Source organism: Allomesorhizobium camelthorni, assembly GCF_011045125.1.
Classification (GTDB): domain Bacteria; phylum Pseudomonadota; class Alphaproteobacteria; order Rhizobiales; family Rhizobiaceae; genus Allomesorhizobium; species Allomesorhizobium camelthorni.
Map to the genome: position 1 here is coordinate 267,179 of NZ_JAAKZF010000001.1, position 21,387 is coordinate 288,565.

Below are 21,387 nucleotides of genomic sequence, written 5' to 3' on the forward strand. Positions count from 1 at the left end.
AAACCGCGCTTGAACTTTCCTGCGTGATTTGCATATGCGGTTCTTGTTCGGTTCCGTGTAACGTTGATCAGTCATCATGCTCCGGATTGCCGCGAGAAAGGAACACGTTCTGCCGACTTGCCAGACCACGGAAGCGATCTCGCCTAAGCCGGCGCGCATCACTGCGCGCTTCGGCATGGCGGTGGCGTTGGCCGCGCTGGTCGCGGGCTGCCAGTCGATGACGCCCGACATCAAGGAATCCGCCTTCCAGCCCTCCAACAATCCTGTCACGGTCGACAATGTCTCGCGCAACGACAGGCTGGCCGAACTCGCGCGATCCCAGCACCCGCGCATTCTCGCCACCTATGGCGGCGAATATTCCGATCCCAAGCTGGAGCGCATGGTGGCCAAGGTGGTTGGCAATCTGACCACGGTTTCCGGCAACCCGACCCAGGCTTACCGCATCACTATCCTCAACTCGCCGAACGTCAACGCCTTCGCGCTGCCGGGCGGTTATCTCTATGTGACGCGCGGGCTGCTGGCGCTGGCCAATGATTCGGCCGAGCTTGCCGCCGTCATCGCGCACGAGATGGGCCATGTCACCGCAAATCACGGGCTGCAGCGCCAGCAGAAGGAGGCAGAGGAGGTGCTGGCGACCAAGGTGGTCACCGATGTTCTCGGCGAAAACCCGAACGCCAAGGTGGCGCTGATCCGCGGCAAGCTTCGCCTGGCGCAGTTCTCGCGCAACCAGGAGCTGGAAGCCGACGCCATCGGCATCAGGGCCAGCGGGCAGGCCGGCTTCGATCCGTTCGCTGCGGGCCGTTTCCTGCAGTCGATGGCTGCCTACAGCGAGATGCGCAGCGTCAGCGGCGCCAGCGATCCGAACCTCGACTTCCTCGCCAGCCATCCGAATGCGCCGCAGCGCATCGAACTCGCCCAGCGGCATGCCCGCCAGTTCGGCACGCAGGGTACCGGCGTGACCGACCGCGATTCCTTCCTGGCCGGCATTGACGGGCTGCTGTTCGGTGATACGCCGGAAGAAGGCTATGTGCGCGGTAACACATTCATGCATCCAGGGCTCGGCGTCTCGTTCTCGGTGCCGGCCGGTTTCGTCATTGACAATTCGGCCGCGGCGGTCACCGCCACCGGCCCGAGCGACATGGCGATCCGCTTCGACGGAGTCTCGATCGACGCCAACGTATCGCTCACCGACTACGTCCGCAGCGGCTGGGTCGCCGGCCTGGACGAGGCCAGCGTGCGCGCCGTGACCATCAACGGCAACCAGGCGGCGGTAGCCAGCGCCCGCGCCGAAGGCTGGCAGTTCGATATCACGGTCATCCGCGCCGGCGGCCAGGTCTATCGGCTGCTTACGGCCGCGCCCTTGGCCAACACCTCGCTCGACCCGGTCGCGCGGGCGGTGAGCGGCAGCTTCAAGGCGCTGAGCGCCAGCGAAAAGGCAGCGCTCAAGCCGCTGCGCATCCGCGTCGTCACTGTCAGGCCCGGCGACACGGTCGGCTCGCTTTCCGCCCAGATGGCCGGGGTCGACAAGAAGCTGGAACTGTTCCGGCTGCTCAACGCGTTGTCGCCGGGGGCGACGGTGTCTGCCGGCGACAAGGTCAAGATCGTCTCGGATCGTTAGGGCCTTCGCCAGGGCGCACTATCGCGTAACGGTCAGCACCGTCCGGTTCGAAAGAGCGGGCAACAGCCGGGCCATCACCTTGGCCGTAACCGCGACGCAGCCTTGCGTCGGTGTGAATCCCGGCCTTGCGAGATGGAAGAAGATGGCGCTGCCGCGTCCGCGCCGGCGCGGTGCGATGTTCCAGTCGAGCACGATGCAGACATCGTAGAGCCTGTCTTCGCGCAGCATGTGTTCGTGGCTGGCGGCATAAGGCAGCTTCACCGGGCGGTTGTAGTTGCGGTCGTCCGGAACCTCGCACCAGCCGAGCGACGCATCGATCGGGGTCATGGCCAGCCGAGAATTCCCGGGCGCAAACCGGTCGCGGCGGAAGTAGCCGGAAAGAATGCGCATGCGCGCCAGCGGGGTCGCGCCATCGCCTTCGTGCTTGCGCGAGGATATGCCGCCGCGGCCGATAGCGCACGGAAACACCGTGCCGCCGGCATTCAGGAGCCCTTTGCAGCGGTCGCCCGGCTTCGCCCGCACGGTCAGCGCCAAAAGGCCGCCCCGCAATTTTGCCCCGGCCCCATTGCGTTCACGTTTTTTAGAGTATGATCGCATTGCGAAGCAAATCACCGTGATTGGCTGTTCCGACGGCCACGTTCCGCATAAACGATGAACGGTCAACAGAATTTCTTTTAGAAACAACGGATTGATACATGACATCCCGAACTATCCTGATCGTTGACGACGATGAAGACCTGCGCGCCACACTTGTCGAACAACTGTCTCTCTACGAGGAATTCGACGTCCTGCAGGAAGCCACCGCGGCCAAGGGCGTTGCGGTGGCCCGCGCAGGGCTCATCGATCTCCTGGTAATGGATGTGGGCCTGCCGGACATGGACGGTCGCGAAGCCGTCAAACTTCTGCGCAAGGGCGGTTACAAGGCCCCCATCATCATGCTGACTGCCCACGACACCGATTCCGACACCATTCTTGGTCTCGAGGCGGGCGCCAATGATTACGTGACGAAGCCGTTTCGCTTCGCCGTCCTGCTCGCCCGCATCCGCGCCCAGTTGCGCCAGCACGAGCAGAGCGAGGACGCTACCTTTTCGGTCGGTCCCTATACGTTCAAGCCCAGCCAGAAGCTGCTGATCGACCAGCGTGGGGCAAAGGTGAGGCTTACTGAAAAGGAAGCTTCGATCATCAAATATCTCTATCGCGCCGACCAGAAGGTGGTGACCCGCGACATCCTTCTCGAGGAAGTCTGGGGCTACAATTCCGGCGTCACCACGCACACTCTGGAAACGCACGTTTACCGGCTTCGCCAGAAGATCGAGCGCGATCCTTCCAATGCAGAAATTCTTGTGACAGAAAGCGGCGGATACAAGCTGGTTCCGTAACCGGTTCTTCGGCGGTGGGGGCTGCCGAAGGAGGGAGGGATCAGCGCCGTGAATCGGGGACACAATGGCGCTGGATGACGAAATTCGCATCCTGTCCGGCGTGAGGCTTTTTGAGGGCTTCAGCCAGGAACAGCTGCGTCTGCTCGCCTTCGGCGCCGAAACCATGCATCTTGCGGCTGACAGGAAGCTCTATCGCGAAGACGACGAGGCCGATTCCGCCTATGTCGTGATCAAGGGGACGATAAGCCTGTTTCGCGAACAGGGCGACCAGCGCATTCCCGTCGGCACGGCCGAAGCCGGGGCAATGCTGGGCGAACTGGCCCTGATCGCCGACACCAGACGGCTCACAAGCGCTGCGGCTGCGACTGATGCCGAAATCCTGCGGCTGAACCGGAAGATGTTCCACCGCATCCTGGAAGAGTACCCCGAGCTCGCAATCACGCTGCGCCAGCGCATCGTCGACGATCTGCAGGCGCTCGTCCGCCGTATCGAAGCCGTCGCAGCGCGTTTCGAGAACTAAAGTCTCTCAATCGAGATCGAAACGCGCGATAACCGGCACATGGTCGGATGGCCGGTCCCATCCGCGCGCCTCGCGCAGGATCTCGACACTAGAGAGACTTTCCGTCAGGTTCGACGACGACCAGACATGGTCGAGGCGGCGTCCGCGGTCGGAGAGCTCCCAATCCTGGGCGCGATAGCTCCACCAGGTATAGAGCTTCTGGTCGAGCGGCACATTGAGCCGCGTCAGGTCTACCCAGTCGCCGGCCTTGCGCATGGCTTCGAAGCTCTCAGTCTCCACAGGCGTATGGCTGACGACATTGAGAAGCTGCTTGTGCGACCAGACATCGTGTTCCAGAGGCGCGATGTTCAAATCACCAACCAGAATCGACCCCGAAAGCTCATTATATTCGGCGCGGATCGCATTCATTTCGGATACGAAATCAAGCTTGTGGCGGAACTTCCAGTTGATCTCCGGATCGGGTTCGTCGCCTCCGGCCGGAACGTAGAAATTGTGCACCAGCAGCGATTTTCCGCCCGCTCCAATACGCACCGAAAGATGCCGGCAGTCGCCCTTCAGGCAGAAATCGCGCTTCTCAATTGTTTCGATCGGCCGGCGCGCGATTGTCGCCACACCATGATAGCCCTTCTGGCCGCTGATCGAGATGTGCTCATAGCCGAGCTTGCGAAAAGCGGCGAAAGGAAACAGATCGTCGGGACATTTCGTTTCCTGGAGACACAGAATATCGGGCGCGCGCTCGAGCAGAAGCCGCTCCACGATCGGCATGCGCAGCCGTACGGAATTGATGTTCCAGGTGGCGATGGTGAATGTCATGAGGATATCCGGACGAGAAACAAGGTCCGGAAACTGGCAGCGCGGCGCTCGGATTACAAGCAGGCGGCCCGGGCAAGCGGGCGCTGCCGCGCCTTTCCACAGCTAAAGCCGCCCGGGACTCTCGCGGACGCAGGCCAGCAACTTGCTAGCGGCTGGAATTCTTGTTCTTGTTCAGGTCGATATTGCGTTTGTAGTCGATCTTGAACAGATTCTGATCGATCTTCACGCCCTGCCGCACGTTGAAGATCATCACCGTCGTGTCCTTGCCCTGGGCGTCGGTAATGGTCCACTGGCGCAAATCGTAGGATTTCGGATCGAACATCATGGTGATGCGCGAATTGCCGAAAACCGATTTGTCGGCGAGCTGGATCGTCGTCAGGTCGTCCTCCTCCTTCACGCTCCGGACCTTGTTGCCGGACAGGTCGATGCGCTCGTCAAGCAGCAGCTTCAGCGGCGTCTTCGACAGCGGATAGAGGTCCATCGTGTTCATCTTCTTGTTGTCGAGCACGACGGACTGGCCGTCGGAGATCACCTTGAAGCCGGATGAACCGTCATAATTGAAGCGGATCTTGCCGGGACGTTCGATGTAGAACTTGCCGCCGGTCTGTTCGCCGCGCGGCCCGAACTGCACGAATTCGCCGGTCATGGTGCGGACACTGGCAAAGTGGTCGGCGATCTTCTGCGCCGCTTCGGAGGCCGCGGCATGGGCTGGGGCGACAAGGGCCGCCGACTGGAGGGCGAAGCCGCCCGCGGCTATGAGGGCCAGGCCAAGAAATGCACGTCGCGTGGCGGAGCCGCGGGTCGGATTCGGGGTCTCGTTTGTCATGACGGTGGTCACTTTCGCGTTCATCAAAACTTGCGCCTGTCGATATTGAGTTAGTTGGGCTTAAGTTTGGCGGCGGCAAGAGCTGCTAGAACTTGTCCTCCTCGGTCGGCACCAGGATTTCACGCTTTCCGGCGTGGTTGGCCGGGCCGACGATGCCTTCCCTCTCCATCTTCTCAATGATCGAGGCGGCGCGGTTATAGCCGATGCCGAGCCGGCGCTGGATATAGCTCGTAGAGGCCTTGCCGTCGCGCAGCACCACCGAGACCGCCTGATCGTAAGGATCATCGGAATCCTCGAAATTGCCGCCGCCGGAACCACCGCCGCCCGAGCGCGAACCGCCGTCCTCGTCGTCCTCGTCGTCGTCCTCGGTGATCGCGTCCAGATATTCGGGCACGCCCTGCAGCTTGAGGTGGGCGACCACCTTCTCGACCTCGTCGTCCGAAACGAAAGGCCCGTGCACGCGCTGGATGCGCCCGCCGCCGGCCATGTAGAGCATGTCGCCCATGCCGAGCAGTTGCTCGGCGCCCTGCTCGCCCAGGATGGTGCGGCTGTCGATCTTGGAGGTGACCTGGAACGAGATGCGGGTCGGGAAATTGGCCTTGATCGTGCCGGTGATGACGTCGACGGAGGGGCGCTGCGTCGCCATGATGACATGGATACCGGCCGCGCGCGCCATCTGTGCGAGCCGTTGCACCGCGCCTTCGATGTCCTTGCCGGCGACCATCATCAGGTCGGCCATCTCGTCGATGATGACGACGATGAAGGGCATCGGCTCGAGATCGAGATTTTCCGTTTCGTAGATCGCCTCGCCGGTCTGCTTGTCGAAGCCGGTCTGGACCGTGCGCGAGATGCGTTCGCCCTTCTTCTCGGCCATGGCCACGCGCTGGTTGAAGCCGTCAATGTTGCGCACGCCGACCTTGGACATCTTGCGGTAGCGGTCCTCCATTTCCCGCACCGTCCATTTCAGCGCCACAACCGCTTTCTTCGGGTCGGTTACGACGGGCGTCAGCAGGTGCGGGACGCCGTCATAGACGGACAATTCCAGCATCTTCGGATCGATCATGATCAGCCGGCATTCCTGCGGCGTCATGCGGTAGAGCAGCGACAGGATCATCGTGTTGATCGCCACCGATTTGCCCGAGCCGGTGGTGCCGGCGACGAGCACGTGCGGCATCTTGGCGATATCGACGATCACCGCCTCGCCATTGATCGTCTTGCCGAGCGCCAGCGCGAGCTTGGCCTTGGTCGTCTCGAAATCGCGGCTGGCCAGGATTTCGCGCAGATAAACCGTTTCGCGCTTGGCGTTGGGCAGTTCGATGCCGATGGCGTTGCGCCCAGGCACGACGGCGACGCGAGCGGCGATCGCGCTCATGGAACGAGCGATGTCGTCGGCAAGGCCGATGACGCGCGACGATTTGATGCCCGGCGCCGGCTCCAGTTCGTAGAGCGTCACCACCGGACCCGGGCGGACATGGATGATCTCGCCCTTGACGCCGAAATCCTCCAGCACGCCTTCAAGCAGCCTTGCATTCTGCTCCAGCGCGTCTTTCGACAGCGAAGCGTCGCGCACCACGTTCTTCGGCTCGCTCAGGAAATGCAGCGTCGGCATCTCGAATTTGGAGGAACCGATCAGCGAAGCCTGCGCCTCGCGCTGCACCCGCGCGCCCGGCGCCGGACGCGGAGCGGGACCTTCCACCCGAACCGGCGAAGGCGAGCGGAAATTCTGCACCTGCGGGCTGCCGGTGTGCCCTTCGTCCATATCGAGCGAGAAATCCGCGACCTCGTCACCATCCGGGTCGATGGAAGGCGCGCGCCCGTCGGACACCATGGCGGCGAAGAATTCAGGCTCGACCCGCGCACGGCCCTTGGCGCTGACCCTGGCTTCGGCCATCTCGGCAAACTCGACGCGCTCGGCAGCGCGCCGCCAGCCACTCTGCGGGCGAATTTCATCGTCGAATCCGTCATCGCGTCTGCGGCGATTTGCTGCCCGGCGGCGAAAGTACGCCCGGATCGAAAGCCACCAATGGGTGATGGCGCCGAGGGCGAGGATGCCTTCGTCGTCATCGTCGTCGTCGTTGCCGAGAGCCAGATTGTCCAGCTCGCGCTCTTCGCGGAGCGGGGCCTGGTCCATCGGCGCGAAGCCGTTCCGGCGCGACAGCAGCCCCGAACCGTATGCCGAGAGCCAGACGGCGGGGCCGGCAAAGCCCATCACCAGCAGGCTGGCGACCCAGCCCGTCGGATAGCCGCCAGTCGCGAGCGACGGCAGCTTCAGCACCATGTCGCCGAACACGCCGCCCAATCCGGAGGGCAGCGGCCAGGTCGGCGGCGCCACCACGCAGCCGGCGATCGCGGCCAACAGCAGCGAAGCGCCGAACCAGGCCAGCGCCCGCCGCGGCATCCTGTCGACGCCGCGCGCCGTGGCGAAAAAGAACCCCCAGATCACCGCCGGGACCAGCGCGGCGACCGAAGACAGGCCGTAGAACTGCATGGCCAGGTCGGAAAAGACGGCGCCGGGATAGCCCATCGCATTGGTCACCGGATTTGCGGTGGCATGGCTGAAACTCGGATCGGCGACATTCCACGTCCCGAGGCTGGCAAGGCCGAAGACGACGAAGGCGAAAAGCGCCAGGCCGACCGCACGGCCGACCTGCCGGCGCGCGAATGCCTGAAAGCCGTGCCCCGTATCGGTCAGCGCGAATTGTGTGGCTGAACGCATTCCCGTTCCCCGTCCGCAATAAATGTCGCCCGATAACAAACCTCGGGCAGATTCGGCTTCCAGCCTATCGGTGGGAAGGTTAAGGCCGCATTAACCATGCATTTTGTCCCTGGGGCGCATGCCTCTGCGGCGCGCCCGCGCTTCCGCCACGAAAAACGGCGCATTTTCATCAAGCCGCTGATGGCGGCTTGATGGTTCTTCTTACTGAAAGGGCGGCTTGGCGGCCGAACATGCTGCGTCCGATCCGCCCGGCAGGTCAGGCGTCTAGCAACGCGCGGTGTAGATCGAGCCGTCCGAACGCCGGTATTGGCAATACTGCGGACGTGGAGTGGTCGCTGTACCGACGGCCGCTCCCAGAAGTGCGCCGGCGCCGGCGCCCACGACGGTGGACTTGGTATTGCCGCCGATGGCCTGGCCGGCGAGAGCGCCGACACCGGCGCCAACCAACGCGCCGGTTCCGGCGCGCTGTTCCTGTTCGCTCGTTGCGCAAGCGGCGAGGGACATCGCCAGAAGGGTGGAGGCGACGATAGCAAGCTTGCGAGATCTCATGATGCTGCTCCTCGAATATGCCCGCCCTCGCCGGGGATATTTCGACAATCGGCGTCCAGCGTCAACCTCGTGTTGACGATCGCTCCTCGTGGCCTTGGAGCTGCGGGGCATGGCACATTTCGAGTGCACCGGGAGACAAAAAGAACCCGGCCGGAGCCGGGTTCAGGTGCGGGAGACTTTTGCCACCCGACGGGATTTCTGCTGCTACCGGGACTAGGCCCGATAGCGATCAGCTGTGGTAGGCGACCTCGCCATGCGAGGTGAGGTCGAGGCCCTGCGATTCGGCTTCGACGGTCGGGCGCAGGCCGACGATCGCGTCGACGAGCTTGTAGAGGATCGCCGAGACCACGCCGCACCAGACGATGGTGACCAGCACGGCCAGGATCTGGGTCCAGACCTGTCCGCCCATGGTCACGCCTTCGGCATAGCCGATGCCGCCGAGCGAGGCCGACGCAAAGACGCCGGTTCCGATCGCGCCGACGATGCCGCCGATGCCGTGGATGCCGAACACGTCGAGCGAGTCGTCATAGCCGGCTTTGATCTTCACCACCGTGACGAAGTAGTAGCAGAACGCGCTGGCTATGGCGCCGAGCACGATCGCGCCAACCGGGCCAATCAGGCCGGCGGCGGGCGTGACCGCGACCAGGCCGGCGATCATGCCGGACGCCGCGCCGAGCATGGAGGCCTTGCCGCGGGCCAGCGATTCGATGCCCACCCAGGCTATGATTGCGCCGGCAGTGGCGGTGAAGGTGTTGATCATTGCAAGCGCCGCGCCGCCAGTGGCTTCGAGGTTGGAGCCGGCGTTGAAGCCGAACCAGCCGACCCACAGGATCGAGGCTCCGACCATGGTAAGCGTCATCGAATGCGGCGCCATGTTGTCGCGTCCGTAGCCGCTGCGCTTGCCGACCATGATCGAGCCGATCAGGGCCGCTATGCCGGCATTGATGTGCACGACCGTGCCGCCGGCGAAATCGAGCGCGCCCCAGCCGAACAGAAGTCCGCTCGCATCCCACACCATATGGGCGATCGGGAAGTAGACGAACGTCACCCAGAGCACGACGAAGAGCAGAACCGCCGAGAATTTGATGCGCTCGGCGAAGGCGCCGATGATAAGCGCCGGCGTAATGCAAGCAAACGTCATCTGGAAACAGATGAACACGAATTCGGGGATGACGACGCCTTCCGAGAAGGTAGCGGCGGTGCTGTCGGGCGTCACGCCAGCCAGGAACACCTTGCCAAGGCCGCCCCAGTAGGGGCTGGTGCCGCCGCCGAAGGCGAAGGAATAGCCATAGAGAACCCAGACGATCATGACGACGGCCACGATCATCGTGCACTGCATGAGCACGGAAAGCATGTTCTTGGCGCGGACCAGGCCGCCGTAGAACAGAGCGAGGCCCGGAAGGATCATGAACAGGACGAGGATGGTCGATAGCATCATCCAGGCCGTGTCGCCCTTGTCGGGCACGGGCGCGGCGGCTGCGGCCGCATCGGCCGCGGCAGGCGCTGTTTCCTGGGCGAAGGCGGCAAGTGTGCCGAATGCCGTCAGCGCTAGTGCGCCGAGCGCGGCAGTGCGCGCCAGCGGCGCAAGATTCTCTGAAATTTTCATTGGTGTCTCCCTGACTGCTGGCGGCTCAAAGCGCGTCGGTGTCTGTTTCGCCGGTGCGGATGCGCACGGCATGATCGATCGAGAAGACGAAGATTTTTCCGTCGCCGATCTGCCCGGTCTTGGCCGCGGCGGTGATCGCTTCGACGGCCTTGTCGACAAGATCGGTTGCGACCGCGACTTCGATCTTGATCTTCGGCAGGAAGCTGACTGCGTATTCGGCCCCGCGATAGATTTCAGTATGCCCCTTCTGACGCCCGTAGCCTTTGACTTCGGTGACAGTCAGGCCCTGAATCCCGACGGCGGTGAGCGCTTCGCGCACCTCGTCGAGCTTGAACGGCTTGATGATTGCCATCACGATTTTCATAAGGTTTCACCCTTTGCTGATGCGGATCCCCGCAATTGCGCGACATCGCCGAGCCGCCAGAGGCAGCCGATGAGTATTGAGCGCAATTCAAGCTCCGTGCCAGTTGGCGCGGGACCGCGTTAACCGTTTGGAAATCAAAGGATAAGGGGGATTGAGGGACTGCGCGGTAAGCAGACGCGTCAAATCGGCTGCTCAAAGAATAGGCAATTTTTAAAAATTGCCTATTCGGCGGGCTGATGCCTCAATCTTATCAGTCCCTCCTGGGCGACGGAGGCGATCAGCGTGCCGTCTCGCCCATAAAGCGCGCCGCGGGTAAAGCCGCGCGAACCCTGCGACGAAGGGCTGTCCTGGGTGTAGAGAATCCAGTCGTCGAGCCGGTGCGGACGATGGAACCACATCGCATGGTCGAGGCTCGCAGCCTGGATGTCCGGGTCGAACACCGCCCGCCCATGCGCGAAGGTGGAGGTGTCTAGCAGGGTCATGTCGGAGAGATAGGCGAGCACCGCGGCCTGCGTAGCCCTGTCCGCCGGCACCGGCCCGGCGGTGCGGATCCAGATATTCTGTTCCGGGGCGAGCTTCTCGCGGCTGGTATAGTGCTTGAGCATGACCGGTTTCATGTCGATGGGCCGATCGCGCTCCCAGTAGCGCTTGATGCCCTCCGGCACGGCGTCGCCGTATTTGCCGATGAGTTCCTGCTGCGTCATCAGGGCGTCGGGCGCCGGCACGTCGAGCGGCATCGGGACCTGGTGCTCCAGGCCGTGCTCTTCGCCCTGGAACGACGCCTCGAGCGAGAAGATAGCGTGGCCGTGCTGGATGGCCACTACCCTGCGCGTGGTGAAGCTGCCGCCATCGCGGATGCGGTCCACCTCGTAGATGATGGGCACCTTGGTGTCGCCGGGACGCATGAAATAGCCGTGCAGCGAATGGACGTGGCGGTCGGGATTGACCGTCCGCTGGGCCGCAACCAGCGCCTGCGCGATGGTCTGGCCGCCGAACACCCTTTGCCAGTCGAGCTTGGGACTGCGACCACGATAGAGGTTGTGTTCGAGCTTCTCGAGGTCGAGAATGGACAGAAGCTCTTGCATGGCCGCCGACATTTCAGGCCTTTTGGAACCGCGTGGAACTGCCCGGGTTCGAACAGGAACGGCGGAGCAAGTCAAGCCGGCCCGGAACACGGAGGAATGTGAGGATGCCATACAAAAGACCGGCAGAAGTGCGGCCTCCCCTCGACGTACTGGTGGCCGGAGCGGGCTATGTCGGGTTGGCCGCGGCGGTCTCCATGAAGCAGGCGAGACCGAATCTGGCGATCGCGGTGGTCGACGCCGCGCCCGAAGGCGTCTGGGAAAAGGACGGCCGAGCCTCGGCGATTGCCGCCGCCGCCTGCCGAATGCTCTCCCGGCTCGGATGCTGGGACGAGATAGAGCTGCAGGCCCAGCCCATCAACGACATGGTCGTGACCGATTCGCGCACCAGCGACCCGGTACGCCCGGTGTTCCTGACCTTCGGCGGCGAGGCGGCATCGGGCGAGCCTTTCGCGCACATGGTCACGAACAAGACGCTCAACGGCGCGCTTCGCCGGCGGGTCGCCGAACTCGGCATCGACGTCATCGAGGGCGTGGCCGTCCGCGCCTTCGAGACCGGCATCGCCAATGTGCTGGTGCACCTTGCGGACGGCATCACGCTCGAGGCACGGCTGCTGGTCGCAGCCGATGGCGTCAATTCGCGGCTGCGCGACATGGCCGGCATCAAGACGGTGAAATGGGAGTACGGGCAGTCCGGCATTGTTTGCACGGTGGCGCATGAACGGCCGCACAATGGCCGCGCCGAGGAACATTTCCTGCCGGCCGGCCCCTTCGCCATCCTGCCCTTGATGGGCAACCGCTCGTCGATCGTATGGACCGAGCGGACGGAGGACGCCGAAAAGCTCGTCAATGGCGACGAATTGGTCTTCGAGATCGAGTTGGAGCAGCGTTTCGGCCTCAAGCTCGGCGAAATCCGCGTCGAGGACAAGCCCCGCGCCTGGCCGCTCGGCCTGACCCTGGCGCGAGCCTTCGTGAAGCCGCGTTTCGCGCTCTGCGGGGACGCCGCGCACGGCATCCATCCGATCGCCGGGCAGGGGCTCAACCTCGGCTTCAAGGATGCGGCGGCGCTCGCAGAAACCGTCGTCGAGGCCGACCGTCTGGGGCAGGACATCGGCGCGCTCGACGTCTTGCAGCGCTATGAGCGCTGGCGGCGTTTCGATACGGTGCAGATGGGCATCACCACCGACGTCTTGAACCGGCTGTTCTCCAACGACTTCGCACCGCTGCGGACCATCCGCGACATTGGTCTCGGGCTGGTCGACCGCATGCCGGTGATCAAGGGGTTCTTCATCCGCCAGGCCTCCGGCCTGTCGGGCGCCATGCCTAGGCTGCTCCGGGGCGAACCCATCTGACTGCGAGCGGCCGGAGCGAAATGTATCCTGACACTGGGCTGTCAGGTACTTACCGCAGGGGCGGTGGCGAACTAGAATGGGGTTCTGTAGTTGGAGTTTGTCTCAACAGAGGAGAAACGCCGATGACCACCGCAGAGCTTGCCAAGGAATTCACCGAGCTTCTCAAGCAGGGCAACGACGAAGCCGCCGCTGCGAAGTACAATGCCGACGACATCGTCAGCTATGAAGCCATGGAGGGGCCAATGGCTGTCTGCCACGGCAAAGAGGCCGTGAAGCAGAAGGGCGATTGGTGGCGTGCCAACCACGAAGTTCACGGCGGTTCGATCGACGGCCCCTTCGTCAACGGCGATCAATTCGCCCTCCGTTTCAAGTACGACATTACGCCCAAAGCGACCGGTGAGCGTGTCATGATGGATGAGGTCGGCCTGTATACGGTCAAAGGCGGCAAGATTACCGAAGAGCGCTTCTACTACTAGGGGCGGATAGACGAATCGTTAAGAGTCGAGCCCGCCGCTCCGGGAGGCTGGAGCGGCGGGCTTTGCCATCTGTGCTATCGGGGTCGAGCGGGCTCAGGCGCCTGCACATCTTTCCTAGAAAATTGCAGCGCGCTTGTAGCTTGCGTGAAGCCAAACGCTATATTTGCTCTCGTGGCCGCGGCGCCGCCCCAACTCAGCCCAAGGAGAATTCGATGGATCGACACGCAACAGCCGTCTGGAAAGGCGCTCTGAAAGATGGTTCCGGCACACTGGACAGCCAGAGCGGCGCGATCGCAAAGCTGCCCTATTCGTTCAAGGGCCGGTTCGAGGACGAGAGCGGCAAGTCGGGCACCAATCCGGAAGAACTGATCGCCGCCGCTCATGCCGGCTGCTACGCCATGCAGCTTTCGCACTTCCTCGCCGAAAACGGCACCCCCGCCGAAAAGCTCGACGCCAAGGCGGTGGTGACATTGATTCCCGGTACCGGCATCACCGGCAGCGCGCTGACGCTGGTCGGCGCCGTGCCCGGCATCGACGAGGCGAAATTCAAGGAACTGGCGGAAAAAGCCAAGGCGGAATGCCCAGTTTCCAAGGCGCTCGGCGCTATCAAGATCTCGTTGGACGCCCGCCTCGGCTGAGCCATCGATACAAATGAACACGGGCGCTCCATTCGAGCGCCCGTTCTCTTTCCGTCCTTGCGCGTCAGTGGCTCGCAATACCCTGATGCGCGGCCTGGCCCCAAAGCTCTTCGAGGCGCGCATCGCGGCCGCAGGCGTTGCGGTAGTATTTGTAGCGGAGCGGGTTCTTCTTGTAATAATCGAGGTGATAGCCTTCGGCCTGCCAGAAGGCGCCGGCCGCCTCGATCGGCGTCACGATGGGCCGGCCGAGCGCGGCTTCGGCTTCCGCCTTGGATTTATCGGCCGCGGCTTTCTGCGCCTTGTCGGCCACATAGATGGCGGTGGTGTAGGCGTGGCCGCGATCGCAGAACTGGCCGCCATCGTCGGTCGGATCGACCGAACGGAAAAACACGTCCACGAGCTTTCCGAAGTCCGTCCTGGCCGGATCGAACTCGATCTTCACCACTTCGCGGTGGCCTTCGTGATTCTGGTAGGTGGGATTTTGCAGCGTTCCACCCGAATAACCCGAAGTCGTCGAGATCACGCCCGGCACGTAGTCGAAATCGCTCTCGACGCACCAGAAGCAGCCGCCGGCGAAGATGGCGGTCTGCGTTTCAGCCGAGACGGCAAGCGCCGGCATGGACAGGCCGGCGGCAAGGGCGAGCAAGGCGGCGCTGAGCGATCTGGAAAACATCTGCGGGGGTCTCCTCTTCGCTGGAAGAGGTAGCGCATCCCTGCAACGTCTCAAAGTCAAGCCGCAACAATCCTGCGTGATCGTTAGGTCGACCGGTTTTCAGCGGATTGTGTAAGGCTCGAACTCCGCAAAGGCGGCCTCCGGAACCGCTATCGCCAATAGATCGAGATTGCGCTTGAGGGTTGCCGGCGAGGCGGTGCCGAGGAGCATGGTCGCAACGACCGGATTGCGCAGTGGAAACGCCAGCGCGGCGGCGGCCAGCGGGATGCCCCTGGCTTCCGCGACCCGCTGCATGCCGGCGACGCGCGCCAGAATGTCTGGAGAGGCCGGGCCGTAGTCGAAATTCGCACCCGCCACCGGCCCGGTCGCCAATATTCCGGAGTTGAACGCCCCGCCTATCACCAGCGACGTCTTCTGCTTCTCGCAAAGCGCCAGCAGTTCGGGTTCCGCCGAACGGTCGAGCAGCGAGTATCGTCCGGCGAGAAGGATGCAGTCGAGCGGAGCCTGCCGCATCACGTCGAGGCAGATCTGCACTTCGTTGACGCCCAGCCCATAGGCGGCGATCACGCCCGACGATTTCAGCTCGTCGAGCGCCTTCAGTCCCGAATCCATCAGTTGGCGGAAGTGGAGTTTCGTTTTCTCCACGCCATGCGTGTAGACGCCGATATCGTGGACGAACAGTATGTCGATCCTGTTCAGGCCGAGCCTGGCATAGCTGAAGTCCACCGACCGCATGATGCCGTCATAGCTGTAATCGTAATCGACGGCGAAGGGCAGCGGATCGACATAGCTGTGGTCCGGGATCTCGGCCTCTGGCACCGGCCGCAGCAGCCGCCCGACTTTCGTCGAGAGCACGTAATCATCGCGGGGTTTGTCGCGCAGAAAGTCGCCGAAGCGCCGCTCCGACAGGCCGAAGCCGTAGAACGGCGCCGTGTCAAAATAGCGGATGCCGGCGTCCCAGGCGCTTTGCAGCGTCTGCATCGCCGTCTCGCGCGGGCAGGAGCGGTAGAGGCCGCCGAGCGACGCCCCGCCAAAGCCGATCTCGGTCGTTTCAAGCCTGGTCTGCCCGATGCGCCTCTTATTCATTCGTCATCCTTGCGCGCCGGGCGTGGGGTCCGACAGCGATCTGTCACTGGACAATCGCCGGAAATGTCTTTTTATCGTCAAAAGACATTTGAGCGTCAACCGGTTTTGACGGCCCGAATGATCGTCAGCCGACTTGGGCGGCGCTGGACCAGGGCTTGGAATGTCTAAGCAGAATACCGTCTACAAGGACGCCTACAATCGCTGCCTGCGCCTGATCGAGGCCGGCGGCAGCCTGGCTTCCGAGCCCGAACTGGGAACGACGCTCGGCGTCAGCCGCACCACCGTCCGTACCATTCTGGCCAGAATGCAGGAGCGCGGCCTGCTCGAATGGGACAAGCGCAGCAAAATCGTGCTGCGCGATCCCACGCCCGGCGATTTTTTCCCCGACGAAGAGACGGATTCACTGTCGGAAATCATCGAGCGCAGCTTCATGCGCAAGCTGCTGGCCGGCGGCGCCAAGGCCGGCATGCAGATCAACGAGCTAGAATTGGCGCGCGAGATAGGCGTCGGCACCACCAGCGTCAGGGAGTTCCTGATCCGCTTCAGCCGCTTCGGCCTGATCGAGAAGCGCCCGAACAGCCATTGGGTGCTGAAGGGTTTTACGCGGGCTTTCGCGCTCGAACTCACCGAAATCCGCGAAATGTTCGAGCTACGTTCGGCGGCCGCCTTCACCGCGATCGAGCACGGCAATCCGGTCTGGGCCGATCTCGACGCTATGGAGCGCGAGCATCGCGATTTTCTCGACGCGGTGGCGACCCGCTACGCCGAATTTTCCGAGATGGACGAGCGCTTCCACCGGCTCATCCACAAGGCATCGCACAACCGGTTCATCGTCGATTTCTACGACGTGATCGCGATGATCTTCCACTATCACTATCAGTGGAACAAGACGAACGAGGCGCAGCGCAACGCGATCGCCGCCACCGAGCACCTGAACTACATCGCCGCGCTGAAATCCGGCGACCTGGCCGAAGTCGAGAAGGCCTGCCGTCGCCATCTGCAGTCCGCGCGCGAAACGCTGCTGCAATCCATCCCGGAGGGCTGGGCTTAGCAGCTGGCGCTACATCACCGCGCCGACCTGCCAGGGCACGAACTCATTGTCGCCATAGCCGAGTTGTTCGGATTTGCTGCGCTTGCCGGAAGCGACGGCGAGAATCTCGTCGAAAATCTCCCGGCCCTTGTCCTCGACCGTGACGCCGCCGAGGATATCGCCGCAATTGATGTCCATGTCCTCGACCATGCGCTCATACATCGGCGTGTTGGTCGCCAGCTTGATCGATGGCACCGGCTTGCAGCCATAGGCCGAGCCGCGGCCCGTGGTGAAGCAGAGCATGTTGGCGCCGCCCGCGACCTGGCCGGTCGCCGACACCGGATCGTAGCCGGGCGTGTCCATGAAGACAAAACCCTTCTCGGTCACCGGCTCGGCATATTCGTAGACCGCGTTGAGCGTGGTCGAGCCGCCTTTGGCTGCCGCGCCGAGCGACTTCTCCAGGATCGTGGTCAGCCCGCCGGCCTTGTTGCCGGGCGAGGGGTTGTTGTTCATCTCGCCGCCGTTGCGCTCCGTATAGGCTTCCCACCAATGGATGCGCTCGATGAGCTTTTCGCCGACTTCCCGGTTCTTTGCCCGGCGGGTCAGAAGGTGCTCGGCACCATAGATTTCCGGCGTCTCCGAGAGGATCGCGGTGCCGCCGTTCTTCACCAGTATGTCGGCCGCGACACCAAGCGCCGGGTTGGCGGTGATGCCGGAATAGCCGTCGGAACCGCCGCACTGCAGCGCCAGCGTGATCTCGGATGCGGGCGCCGTCTGGCGCTTCGCCCGGTTGACGACAGGAAGCATCTCCTTGATGCGCTCAAGCCCCTGCTCGATCGATTTGCGCGTTCCGCCCGTGTCCTGGATGGTCATAGTGCGGAAGGTTTCGCTTTCCTCGATGCCGTAGAGCTGCTTCATGCGGCCGATCTGGAACACTTCGCAGCCGAGCCCGACCAGCAGGACAGCGCCGAGGTTGGGGTTTGCCGAATAGCCCCATTGGGTGCGCTTGAGGATTTCGAATCCCTCGCCGCTGCCGGCCATACCGCAGCCGGTACCATGGGTGAAGGAGACCACGCCGTCGACATTGCCGAACTCTTCGAGGAGGCCGGACCGCGTCGCTGCCTCGGCCATGAAGCGCGCAACCGACGCCGAACAGTTCACGCTGGTCAGGATGCCGATATAATTTCGGGTTCCGACCCGGCCGTTGGCGCGGCGAAAACCCTCGAAAGTCGCCTGCTCCTCGACCGGCAGCACGTTTTCCGGACGCGCGCCCATGGCGTACTGATAGTCGCGCTCGAAATCATGCATCTCGACATTGTGTTCGTGAATCCAGTCTCCGGCCGCGATCGGGCAACTGGCGAAGCCTATGATCTGGCCGAATTTTACGATCGGCTCGCCCTTGGCGATCACGCGCGCAGCTATCTTGTGGCCGAAGGGAATGCGCTGCCTCGTCATCAAGCCGGCCGCGATCGGAAGCTCCTTCTCGATCTTTTCGGCTGCCACGATGACATTGTCTTCGCTGCTCAGCCTCAGCGTCCTGGCGATTGCCTGCTGTGAATTCATGATCCCGTTCCGGTAATTGAGAAAGCGCAAATCCCGAGTTGACGCGATCAGCACGCCAAGCATACTAACATGTCAGTACATTTCGCAAGGAGAAACACGCGACCGTCATGAACATCGGTTCGAAAATCGAGGCAGGCGGCCCCGCCAATAGCACGCGGCGCATCGACGGCAGCGCGACCGAACGCGTCGTCGAGGCGCTGAGGGAAGCAATCGTCACGCTGGAGATTCCGCCGGGCGCAACACTCGACAAGGCGGTGCTGACCGCCCGGTTCGGTGTCTCGCGATTTCCGGTGGCTGAAGCATTCACCCGGCTGAAGGCCGAGGGCCTGGTCGACATAAGGCCGCAGAGCGGCTCCACCGTTTCGCTGATTCGGCTCGCCGACGCTCGCGAAAACATGTTCCTGCGCCGCGCCCTCGAAGGCGAGGCGCTTGCGCTGCTGGCTACCCGCAACGATGCCGCGCTGCTGGCAGAGGTGGACAAGAACCTGCGTTTCCAGAAGTCGGCGATGGAAGCCGGCGACCGGCCTGGCTTCCACCGCCTCGATCTCGAATTCCACGACCTTCTGATCAGCGCCGTGGGCTTTCCCCGGATGCGCGCGACCGTCGAGCGTGCGCGCCTGGCGCTCGACAGGGTGCGGCGGTTGCTCGGCACGCCGCGCCGCCACGCTTTGACCTTCGCGGAGCATTGCGCCATCGTCGAGGCGCTGCGCAAAGCCGAGCCCGAAGCGGCGCGGGCGGCGATGGCCGCTCACATCGATTCCGTCATGATGGAACTCGAAGCCTTTGCCGTCGCGCAGCCCGAAGTCTTCGCCGACCGGGAGCCGACCACTGACCCGCTCCAGGTCTAGAAGACGGCGAGGGGGCAATGGAATTTCTTCGCGAGGCTGCTTCGTTTGTCGAACCCTACGTCTCCCAGTACGGCGTCGCGGCCCTGTTCGTCATCATTTACCTGGAATCGCTCGGAGCGCCGCTGCCCGGCGAGAGCGCGCTGATCGCGTCCTCGGTAATGGCCGCCAGCGGGGAGGATTTTTCGATCGTCCAGATGTTTATGGCGGTCTGGGCAGCCGCGGTCCTCGGCGACTGCACCGGCTATGCGATCGGCAGGATCGGCGGGCGCCCCCTGCTGCAGCGCTATGGCTGGGTGATCAGGCTCACGCCCGAACGCCTGTCCGATTTGGAAGAACTGTTCCGCAAAAGGGGCGCCATCATTGTCGTCGGCGCACGCTTCGTGGTGCTGCTGCGTCAGCTCAACGGCTTGGTAGCAGGCTCGGTGGCGATGCCCTGGCGCAGCTTTGTCGCCGCAAACGTCCTCGGCGCGGCGCTATGGTCGGCCGTCTGGTGCTTCGGACCCTACTATCTCGGCGAGGCGTTCAATCTGCATGGCATATTGCAGAAACTTTGACGGTCCTCAGACGCGCCGCTCGACGATCATCTTCTTGATTTCGGGCGCCGCGTCGCCGCAGGCGCGCAAAAAAAAATCGATCGCTAGACGCGCCGCTCCACCATCATCTTCTTGATTTCGGCGATCGCCTTGGCCGGGTTGAGGCCTTTCGGACAGGCCTGCGTGCAGTTCATGATCGTATGGCAGCGATAGAGCCTGAACGGGTCCTCGAGATTGTCGAGCCGTTCGCCCGCCGCCTCGTCCCTGCTATCGATCAGCCAGCGATAGGCCTGCAGCAGCACCGCCGGGCCGAGATAGCGCTCGCCGTTCCACCAGTAGCTTGGGCACGAGGTCTGGCAACAGAAACACAATATGCACTCGTAGAGCCCGTCGAGCTTCTGCCGGTCCTCGTAGCTCTGCGGCCATTCCTTGGCCGGCTCGGGCGAAACCGTCTTCAGGAACGGGTCGATCGAGGTGAGCTGCGCGTAGGGGACAGTCAAGTCCGGGACCAGATCTTTCACCACCGGCATGTGCGGCAGCGGATAGACCTTCACCGCGCCCGAAATGTCGTCCATGCCCTTGGTGCAGGCGAGCGTATTGCCGCCGTCTATGTTCATGGCGCAAGAGCCGCAAATGCCTTCGCGGCAGGAGCGCCGGAGCGTCAGCGTCGGGTCGACCTTGTTCTTGATCCACAAAAGCGCATCCAGCACCATCGGCCCGCAATCGTCGAGATCGACGAAATAGGTGTCGAGGCACGGGTTCTCGCCGTCGTCCGGGGACCAGCGGTAGATCCGGTATTCGCGCAGATTGGTGGCGCCTTCCGGCTTGGGCCAGGTCTTGCCCATGCGGATCTTCGAGTTCTTGGGCAAAGTGAGTTCTACCATGGCTCAGGCGCTCCGCTTGGCTGCATGATCGAGAATGGTCGGGCAGACCGCGATGGGACGTTTGACGCCGCGGGGCAACGTCCCGAGTTTACGCGCCGTCATGGCGAAATGCCCCGCCAGCCGCCGCAGCTTGAATTGCGGCCGCCGCACGAATGCATCGAGCCGTGACTGCTTGCTAGGCTGCGATATCGTCGTTTTGAACGCGCCGCGAAACCCGTCCTGCGCGCCTGCCGAAGCATAAAGCGGCGTGGCGAGCCCCGGCTCGGCCTGAAGACGCGGGATGCCGGCGAAATTGAGGAATGCGTCGGACGGCGCGGCGTAATGCTTCGCCCTCTGGAGGAGCCGATGCGCTGCTGCCGGACGCACCAGATATCCGCCCGATCCGCCGCGATCGACGAAGAGCCGATAATGCCGGATCCCGCTTTTCGGCGCCGAGGAGAACGGACGCCGGGAAACCCACTTTTCCGCTCCACGCGTCTCGAGATTGAGGATGTCGAGCAGGTCGATGTCGTCCAGTTCCGCCAGCCATGACGGCAGTTTTTCGGAGAGCACGACGTCATCCTCCAGCACCAGCACCGGCCGGTTGTTGTCGACGCAGTGCCGCCAGGCGCGGCTGTGGCTGTGCAGGCAGGCGAGCTCGGTGCGCGAAAGCGGGCGCATATAGGTGCCGCCGAGGCGGTCGAATTCATCGTCGCCTATCATCGTGGCGTCGGTCGCCCTCAGCCGCGTGAATACCAGCCCGAGCCGCTGCATCTGCGATGCGATGAATTCAAGCCGGTCCTGGCTTCTGTCCAGATTGATGACGAGGATTTCCGGCACCATGGCGAGGCC

22 protein-coding genes are annotated in these 21,387 nt (G+C 63.2%); 9 read left to right on the forward strand and 13 right to left on the reverse strand.

All coding sequences use genetic code 11. The features are described 5' to 3' along the window. The first annotated feature begins 175 nt into the window (after positions 1-175). Entirely contained in the window at positions 176-1,618 is a 1,443-nt protein-coding gene (locus G6N73_RS01325) for a M48 family metalloprotease (RefSeq protein WP_206078610.1), read from the forward strand. A gap of 18 nt (positions 1,619-1,636) precedes the next feature. On the opposite strand, the gene G6N73_RS01330 is transcribed toward G6N73_RS01325, so the two are convergent. Continuing rightward, positions 1,637-2,230 (reverse strand): L,D-transpeptidase family protein, encoded by a 594-nt coding sequence (locus tag G6N73_RS01330; RefSeq protein ID WP_165022147.1) that lies wholly within the window; start codon positions 2,228-2,230, stop codon positions 1,637-1,639. A gap of 83 nt (positions 2,231-2,313) precedes the next feature. Here G6N73_RS01330 and G6N73_RS01335 point away from each other — a divergent pair, with 83 nt between their 5' ends. Both G6N73_RS01335 and G6N73_RS01340 read left to right on the forward strand, forming a co-directional pair. Then, complete coding sequence (locus tag G6N73_RS01335; RefSeq protein WP_165022150.1) at positions 2,314-2,997, forward strand: response regulator transcription factor; 684 nt, start codon at positions 2,314-2,316, stop codon at positions 2,995-2,997. Between the two features lie 64 nt (positions 2,998-3,061). Continuing rightward, positions 3,062-3,517, forward strand: coding sequence for a cyclic nucleotide-binding domain-containing protein (locus G6N73_RS01340; RefSeq protein WP_165022153.1), 456 nt, complete (start codon positions 3,062-3,064; stop codon positions 3,515-3,517). A gap of 6 nt (positions 3,518-3,523) precedes the next feature. Here the strand turns inward: G6N73_RS01340 and G6N73_RS01345 are convergent, their stop codons facing one another. The 7 genes from G6N73_RS01345 to tesB form a co-directional block, all read right to left on the reverse strand. Next, positions 3,524-4,330, reverse strand: a complete 807-nt coding sequence (locus G6N73_RS01345; RefSeq protein WP_165022173.1) for an exodeoxyribonuclease III — start codon at positions 4,328-4,330, stop codon at positions 3,524-3,526. A 145-nt stretch (positions 4,331-4,475) separates the two neighbouring features. Then, a complete protein-coding gene (locus tag G6N73_RS01350) occupies positions 4,476-5,156 on the reverse strand; it encodes an outer membrane lipoprotein carrier protein LolA (protein ID WP_165022781.1) in 681 nt (226 codons plus the stop codon). An 85-nt stretch (positions 5,157-5,241) separates the two neighbouring features. After that, on the reverse strand, positions 5,242-7,872 hold the full coding sequence (locus G6N73_RS01355; RefSeq protein ID WP_165022176.1) for a DNA translocase FtsK: 2,631 nt from the start codon (positions 7,870-7,872) through the stop codon (positions 5,242-5,244). 264 nt (positions 7,873-8,136) lie between these two features. Further along, entirely contained in the window at positions 8,137-8,421 is a 285-nt protein-coding gene (locus G6N73_RS01360; RefSeq protein WP_165022179.1) for a YMGG-like glycine zipper-containing protein, read from the reverse strand. A 229-nt stretch (positions 8,422-8,650) separates the two neighbouring features. Next, positions 8,651-10,027, reverse strand: coding sequence for an ammonium transporter (locus G6N73_RS01365; RefSeq protein ID WP_165022182.1), 1,377 nt, complete (start codon positions 10,025-10,027; stop codon positions 8,651-8,653). Between the two features lie 25 nt (positions 10,028-10,052). Further along, positions 10,053-10,391, reverse strand: a complete 339-nt coding sequence (locus G6N73_RS01370) for a P-II family nitrogen regulator (RefSeq protein WP_165022185.1) — start codon at positions 10,389-10,391, stop codon at positions 10,053-10,055. A gap of 221 nt (positions 10,392-10,612) precedes the next feature. Next, positions 10,613-11,488 carry an acyl-CoA thioesterase II gene (gene tesB, locus G6N73_RS01375; protein ID WP_165022188.1) on the reverse strand — a complete coding sequence of 292 codons (876 nt, stop codon included), beginning with the start codon at positions 11,486-11,488 and terminating at the stop codon, positions 10,613-10,615. A 92-nt stretch (positions 11,489-11,580) separates the two neighbouring features. Here tesB and G6N73_RS01380 point away from each other — a divergent pair, with 92 nt between their 5' ends. The 3 genes from G6N73_RS01380 (at position 11,581) to G6N73_RS01390 (ending at position 13,939) form a co-directional block, all read left to right on the forward strand. Next, on the forward strand, positions 11,581-12,825 hold the full coding sequence (locus G6N73_RS01380; RefSeq protein WP_165022191.1) for a ubiquinone biosynthesis hydroxylase: 1,245 nt from the start codon (positions 11,581-11,583) through the stop codon (positions 12,823-12,825). A 122-nt stretch (positions 12,826-12,947) separates the two neighbouring features. Further along, positions 12,948-13,301 (forward strand): nuclear transport factor 2 family protein, encoded by a 354-nt coding sequence (locus tag G6N73_RS01385; RefSeq protein WP_165022193.1) that lies wholly within the window; start codon positions 12,948-12,950, stop codon positions 13,299-13,301. Positions 13,302-13,513: 212 nt separating this feature from the next. After that, positions 13,514-13,939 carry an OsmC family protein gene (locus G6N73_RS01390; RefSeq protein WP_165022195.1) on the forward strand — a complete coding sequence of 142 codons (426 nt, stop codon included), beginning with the start codon at positions 13,514-13,516 and terminating at the stop codon, positions 13,937-13,939. Between the two features lie 64 nt (positions 13,940-14,003). Here G6N73_RS01390 and msrA read toward each other — a convergent pair whose 3' ends face one another. Further along, positions 14,004-14,612 carry a peptide-methionine (S)-S-oxide reductase MsrA gene (gene msrA, locus G6N73_RS01395; RefSeq protein WP_165022198.1) on the reverse strand — a complete coding sequence of 203 codons (609 nt, stop codon included), beginning with the start codon at positions 14,610-14,612 and terminating at the stop codon, positions 14,004-14,006. 99 nt (positions 14,613-14,711) lie between these two features. Next, positions 14,712-15,698, reverse strand: coding sequence for an aldo/keto reductase (locus G6N73_RS01400; protein ID WP_165022201.1), 987 nt, complete (start codon positions 15,696-15,698; stop codon positions 14,712-14,714). Between the two features lie 160 nt (positions 15,699-15,858). Between G6N73_RS01400 and G6N73_RS01405 the strand changes: the two genes are divergently transcribed. Continuing rightward, a complete protein-coding gene (locus G6N73_RS01405; protein ID WP_165022205.1) occupies positions 15,859-16,749 on the forward strand; it encodes a GntR family transcriptional regulator in 891 nt (296 codons plus the stop codon). A 9-nt stretch (positions 16,750-16,758) separates the two neighbouring features. Here the strand turns inward: G6N73_RS01405 and G6N73_RS01410 are convergent, their stop codons facing one another. Continuing rightward, entirely contained in the window at positions 16,759-18,291 is a 1,533-nt protein-coding gene (locus tag G6N73_RS01410; RefSeq protein WP_165022207.1) for a UxaA family hydrolase, read from the reverse strand. 107 nt (positions 18,292-18,398) lie between these two features. Here G6N73_RS01410 and G6N73_RS01415 point away from each other — a divergent pair, with 107 nt between their 5' ends. Then, entirely contained in the window at positions 18,399-19,139 is a 741-nt protein-coding gene (locus G6N73_RS01415; protein WP_165022210.1) for a GntR family transcriptional regulator, read from the forward strand. A gap of 17 nt (positions 19,140-19,156) precedes the next feature. Further along, positions 19,157-19,693, forward strand: a complete 537-nt coding sequence (locus tag G6N73_RS01420; protein WP_165022212.1) for a DedA family protein — start codon at positions 19,157-19,159, stop codon at positions 19,691-19,693. 83 nt (positions 19,694-19,776) lie between these two features. Here G6N73_RS01420 and G6N73_RS01425 read toward each other — a convergent pair whose 3' ends face one another. Together G6N73_RS01425 and G6N73_RS01430 are read right to left on the reverse strand one after the other, a co-directional pair. Further along, complete coding sequence (locus G6N73_RS01425; protein ID WP_165022215.1) at positions 19,777-20,556, reverse strand: succinate dehydrogenase iron-sulfur subunit; 780 nt, start codon at positions 20,554-20,556, stop codon at positions 19,777-19,779. Between the two features lie 3 nt (positions 20,557-20,559). Then, the gene (locus tag G6N73_RS01430) at positions 20,560-21,378 is read right to left on the reverse strand and encodes a glycosyltransferase family 25 protein (protein WP_165022218.1); all 819 of its coding nucleotides are present in this window, start codon (positions 21,376-21,378) and stop codon (positions 20,560-20,562) included. Between the last annotated feature and the right edge of the window lie 9 nt (positions 21,379-21,387).

Coding starts and splice junctions, on each gene's coding strand:
- G6N73_RS01325 (WP_206078610.1), top strand. CDS start 176: ATGGCGGTGGCGTTGGCCGCGCTGGTCGCGGGCTGCCAGTCGATGACG.
- G6N73_RS01335 (WP_165022150.1), top strand. CDS start 2,314: ATGACATCCCGAACTATCCTGATCGTTGACGACGATGAAGACCTGCGC.
- G6N73_RS01340 (WP_165022153.1), top strand. CDS start 3,062: ATGGCGCTGGATGACGAAATTCGCATCCTGTCCGGCGTGAGGCTTTTT.
- G6N73_RS01345 (WP_165022173.1), bottom strand. CDS start 4,330: ATGACATTCACCATCGCCACCTGGAACATCAATTCCGTACGGCTGCGC.
- G6N73_RS01350 (WP_165022781.1), bottom strand. CDS start 5,156: ATGACAAACGAGACCCCGAATCCGACCCGCGGCTCCGCCACGCGACGT.
- G6N73_RS01355 (WP_165022176.1), bottom strand. CDS start 7,872: ATGCGTTCAGCCACACAATTCGCGCTGACCGATACGGGGCACGGCTTT.
- G6N73_RS01360 (WP_165022179.1), bottom strand. CDS start 8,421: ATGAGATCTCGCAAGCTTGCTATCGTCGCCTCCACCCTTCTGGCGATG.
- G6N73_RS01365 (WP_165022182.1), bottom strand. CDS start 10,027: ATGAAAATTTCAGAGAATCTTGCGCCGCTGGCGCGCACTGCCGCGCTC.
- G6N73_RS01370 (WP_165022185.1), bottom strand. CDS start 10,391: ATGAAAATCGTGATGGCAATCATCAAGCCGTTCAAGCTCGACGAGGTG.
- tesB (WP_165022188.1), bottom strand. CDS start 11,488: ATGTCGGCGGCCATGCAAGAGCTTCTGTCCATTCTCGACCTCGAGAAG.
- G6N73_RS01380 (WP_165022191.1), top strand. CDS start 11,581: ATGCCATACAAAAGACCGGCAGAAGTGCGGCCTCCCCTCGACGTACTG.
- G6N73_RS01385 (WP_165022193.1), top strand. CDS start 12,948: ATGACCACCGCAGAGCTTGCCAAGGAATTCACCGAGCTTCTCAAGCAG.
- G6N73_RS01390 (WP_165022195.1), top strand. CDS start 13,514: ATGGATCGACACGCAACAGCCGTCTGGAAAGGCGCTCTGAAAGATGGT.
- msrA (WP_165022198.1), bottom strand. CDS start 14,612: ATGTTTTCCAGATCGCTCAGCGCCGCCTTGCTCGCCCTTGCCGCCGGC.
- G6N73_RS01400 (WP_165022201.1), bottom strand. CDS start 15,698: ATGAATAAGAGGCGCATCGGGCAGACCAGGCTTGAAACGACCGAGATC.
- G6N73_RS01405 (WP_165022205.1), top strand. CDS start 15,859: ATGTCTAAGCAGAATACCGTCTACAAGGACGCCTACAATCGCTGCCTG.
- G6N73_RS01410 (WP_165022207.1), bottom strand. CDS start 18,291: ATGAATTCACAGCAGGCAATCGCCAGGACGCTGAGGCTGAGCAGCGAA.
- G6N73_RS01415 (WP_165022210.1), top strand. CDS start 18,399: ATGAACATCGGTTCGAAAATCGAGGCAGGCGGCCCCGCCAATAGCACG.
- G6N73_RS01420 (WP_165022212.1), top strand. CDS start 19,157: ATGGAATTTCTTCGCGAGGCTGCTTCGTTTGTCGAACCCTACGTCTCC.
- G6N73_RS01425 (WP_165022215.1), bottom strand. CDS start 20,556: ATGGTAGAACTCACTTTGCCCAAGAACTCGAAGATCCGCATGGGCAAG.
- G6N73_RS01430 (WP_165022218.1), bottom strand. CDS start 21,378: ATGGTGCCGGAAATCCTCGTCATCAATCTGGACAGAAGCCAGGACCGG.